Origin of the sequence: uncultured Slackia sp., assembly GCF_944321625.1 — a bacterium.
GTDB lineage: Bacteria > Actinomycetota > Coriobacteriia > Coriobacteriales > Eggerthellaceae > Slackia.
On sequence record NZ_CALUMA010000073.1, the window covers coordinates 1 to 3,914 of the forward strand.

A 3,914-nucleotide genomic window follows, 5' to 3' on the forward strand; every position below is an offset into this window, starting at 1 on the left:
TGGCACAAGCGTTCCTGGAGGGCGCGCAAGCGGGGGCCTCGCTGGGCACCGACTTCATCCAGGCGGGGCGCGCGCGGTTGCGCGCAGAGCGTGAGCGCGATGAGAAGGCGGCTGGGGGCGTAGAGGGGGCCGCGAGCGCGAAAGCCGCAGGCGCAAGGGCCGCGGACGAAAAAGGCGCGAGCGCAGAGGCCCCGTCCGCAGCGACGCCCGCCGCAGAAAGTGCCCTCCCCGCCAGCGACCAGGCCAAGCACGCTGCCGACCTGCGCAGCAAGATGCCCTCCGGCGCCACCATCGCGGTGGTGACGGACATTCCGGCGGCGCTGGAGGCGGCGCGCATCTACGGCATACCTGCCTTCGGGCTCGACGACATCGCGCCCGTGTGCGATTTCCTCGTGGAGCACCACGTGCGCCGTCGCATCACCGTGGCCATCCAGGCAGGCGGCGAAAGCCGGCGTATGGGACGCAGCAAGGCGACGGTGCCGTTCGCGGGGCGTCCGCTCATCTGCCGGCTTGTGGAGCGCCTTGCCCCGGCGGCGGACAAGATGCTCATCACCACGAACGAGGCAGAGAACCTGGCGTTCCTTCACGAGCAATACCCTGACCTGGGTATTTGCCTGGTTCCGGACATCTGCGACCACCGCGGGGCGCTGCCGGGCATCTACTCGGCGCTGCGTGCCGCGGAAAGCGAGTACGTGGCCATCGTGGCGTGCGATATGGTGTGCGCGTCCTCTGCGCTGGTGGTGCGCGAGGCGGCGCTCATGGCGGCGACCATGGCGGACGTGGTGGTCCCGGTCAACAAGCACGGCTTCGAGCCGTTCCACGCGCTGTACCGTCGCTCCACGTGCCTGCCAGTCGTGGAGGCCGCCGTGGCGGCGGGCGAGCAGCGCGCGCAGGCCATCTTCGATCGCGTGAAGGTGCAGCCGCTGCCGCAGTCGGAGGTGCTGAAGGTCGAGCCCATGGGCGGCTGCTTCATCAACGTGAACACGCCCGAAGAGCTCAAAATCATGGAGAAGGCGTTCGCAGAGGAGTAGAGCGTGCCGAACCTCAATGACATTATGGAGATGGCGGAGCTGCTGGAGACGAAGGCGGTCTACGTCACGCCCGACCGGTGCGTCACCGTGCGCAACCGCAACGCGTCGTGCCGTCGGTGTCTTGAGGCATGCCCGGTTGACGGCGCGCTCACGCTGGGCATGAACAAGCTCGACTTCAACTACATGTTCTGCGTGTCCTGCGGCGCTTGCACCACCGTGTGCCCGACCGAGGCCCTTGCGCCCACCAAGCCGCTCGACCGCGACCTGGCGCAATCCATCGTCGAGGCGACGGAGAACGCCGGCGGCCACGCGGTCTTCGCGTGCGCGCGCGTGTCCTCGCACGGCAAGGGCAATCCCGAGAAGTACGCGGAGGTGCCGTGTCTGGGGCGAGTGGAGGAGTGCCTGCTCCTGAACGTGGCGGCGGACGGCGCGCGGGCCATCACGCTTGTGGACGGCAACTGCCACACCTGCAAGTACCGCTTCACGAGCGCCGGCACGACGGACACGGTCGATTCGGCGAACACCCTGCTGGAGGCGTGGGGCAGCCCGGTGCGCGTTGAGCGCTCGAGCGCATGGCCCGAAGAGGCCGTCTTGCGCGACGACGACACGCTGGCGCTGGGCGAATCGCGGCGCGCGTTTTTCATGCGCGGCAAAGAGCGCGTGAAGAAAGGCGCTGCGTCCACGGCGCTCAAGGCGCTCAAGCACGGGGAGAAGATTCCGACGCTGCGCGAGCGGTTGCGGGTGGCCGAAGACGGCGCGCTGCCGCATTTCGAGGCGGAACGGCGCCCGTCCACGCTCGATGCGCTCGACCGTATGGGCCAGCCGCAGGAGGACGAGATCTTCACGCGCCTGTGGGGCAGCGTCGAGATCGATGCCGAGGCGTGCAGCGGCTGTCGCATGTGCACGGTGTTCTGCCCCACGGGCGCGCTCAAGATGAGCGAAGAGAAGCCCGAAGGGGAGGGCCAATACCTGGAATTCTCCGTGGCCGATTGCGTGCAGTGCGATTCGTGCGCCGACATCTGCCTGAAGAAATGCCTGACGGTGGAGCCGATGGTGCGCACGAGCGAGCTCATGGACTTCGAGCCGCGCTTTATCTGGATTCCCGAGATGCAGAAGAACAACCTGCTGGGCCGCAACCTGCTGAACCGGAATAAGAAGTAGGGCCTTTCGCGCGGTCCGCGGGCTCAGGGGGGCGCAGCGAGAGGTCGCTGCGCCGCGCCGCCCCCTCGCGGAAAAAACACGGGTTGAGGGTGGACAGCGCCCGTGCCCTCCTTTACACTGCAGCTACTTTAGTTCAGTAAAGTAGTAAAGCGCGGACAAGGCAGACCGGGCAAACCGGGCGGCGTGGAAGCCGGCCGGCCGGAGCGGCCTCGTTCGCCGACCACAGGAGGGAACATGAAGAAGAAACTGCTCGCGATCATCGGCGTGGCATGCATGCTGTGCCTGTCCGCCGTCCTGCTGGCCGGCTGCGGCGGCTCTTCCGCCGAGTCCACCGCCGAGGAGAGCACGGCTACCGAAGAGACCTCTTCGAGCGCTGCTTCCACCGAAGCGACGGACGATTCTGCAGAGATCACCGACTTCATCGTCGGCTTCGACCAGTCTTACCCGCCGTACGGCTTCGTGGGCGATGACGGTGAGTTCACCGGCTTCGACCTGGACCTCGCTCAGGCTGTCTGCGAAAAGAACGGCTGGAACCTGCAGCTTGAGGCCATCGACTGGGATGCTAAGGACGCCATGATCGACGCAGGCACCATCACCTGCATTTGGAACGGCTTCACTATGGAAGGCCGCGAGGACAACTACACCTTCTCCGACCCGTACATGCTGAACGGCCAGGTCATCGTGACCACCGCTGGCAGCGACATCAACAGCCTCGAGGATCTGGCGGGCAAGACCGTCATCACCCAGGTCGACTCCGCCGCGCTTGACGTGCTCGAAGGCGACAAGGCTGACCTCGCCGCCACCTTCGCTTCGCTCGACACCATCGCCGAGTACAACACCGCGTTTATGATGCTGCAGTCCGGCCAGGTTGACGCCGTGGCGTGCGACCTCTCTATCGCTGAGTACAACATGGCCGCCAACCCGGATGCCTACAAGCAGCTCGAGGAAACCCTCTCTGACGAGCACTACGCTGTCGGCTTCAAGCTGGGCAACGAGGCTCTGGCCGAGCAGGTGACCGAAACGCTCAAGGAGCTCAACGAGGACGGCACCGTCCAGGAGCTGTGCGACAAGTACGCCGAGTACGGCATCAGCTACGAGAACTGGCTCATCAAGTAGCAAACGCTGCGGGCGGCGTGCCTTCCAAGGGCAAAAGCCCGAACGAAAGGATGTAAGCGGGCGAACGCGTGCCCTCGTCCGCTTTTCCGTGCGATAGGGGCATAGGCTCTGAAGGCGCGGATGGACGAAGGTGCCTTACGGCAACGCGCCTTTGTCGAAAGAGAGCTGAAGTATGGGGCGCTTTTCGGCGTGTTCCCTCCCGAAGGGACGCCTTTGCTTCGCAGCACTCCGGCACGAACGGAGATGCAGACCGGAAAACGAAAGGACGACGATGGAACTCTCGACCATGCTTGGCATGCTGGGTGAAGGCCTGCTTGTCAGCGCGCAGATTTTCTGCATTGCGCTGGTAGGCTCGCTTCCGCTGGGCGTGCTGGTGGCGCTTGGGCGCATGAGCAAATTCAAACCGCTGGCGCTGCTCGTGCGTTTCTATATTTCTGTCATGCGCGGCACGCCGCTCATGCTGCAGCTGCTCGCTATCCAGTTTGGCCCCTGGGGCCTGTTCGGCATCCAGACGGATGCCGACTGGAAGTACATGGCGACCTATATTGCGTTCGTGCTGAACTATGCTGCGTACTTTGGCGAAATCTACCGCAGCGGCATCCAGTC

The 3,914-nt window shown here is 65.1% G+C and carries 4 protein-coding genes; all 4 read left to right on the forward strand.

Translation table 11 applies throughout. From position 1 onward, the window contains the following. The coding region (locus Q0J60_RS06685; RefSeq protein WP_294439778.1) for a molybdenum cofactor guanylyltransferase at positions 1 to 1,031 on the forward strand (1,031 nt) is incomplete at its 5' end. Between the two features lie 3 nt (positions 1,032 to 1,034). Further along, positions 1,035 to 2,192, forward strand: coding sequence for a 4Fe-4S dicluster domain-containing protein (locus Q0J60_RS06690; protein WP_294439780.1), 1,158 nt, complete (start codon positions 1,035 to 1,037; stop codon positions 2,190 to 2,192). A gap of 234 nt (positions 2,193 to 2,426) precedes the next feature. Next, positions 2,427 to 3,308, forward strand: a complete 882-nt coding sequence (locus Q0J60_RS06695; RefSeq protein ID WP_294439782.1) for a transporter substrate-binding domain-containing protein — start codon at positions 2,427 to 2,429, stop codon at positions 3,306 to 3,308. Positions 3,309 to 3,579: 271 nt separating this feature from the next. After that, on the forward strand, positions 3,580 to 3,914 hold a 335-nt coding region (locus Q0J60_RS06700), incomplete at its 3' end, for an ABC transporter permease subunit (protein WP_294439784.1).

Bases quoted from the DNA above. Each gene is read 5' to 3' on its own strand.
- Q0J60_RS06695 (WP_294439782.1), top strand. From the start codon at position 2,427: ATGAAGAAGAAACTGCTCGCGATCATCGGCGTGGCATGCATGCTGTGC.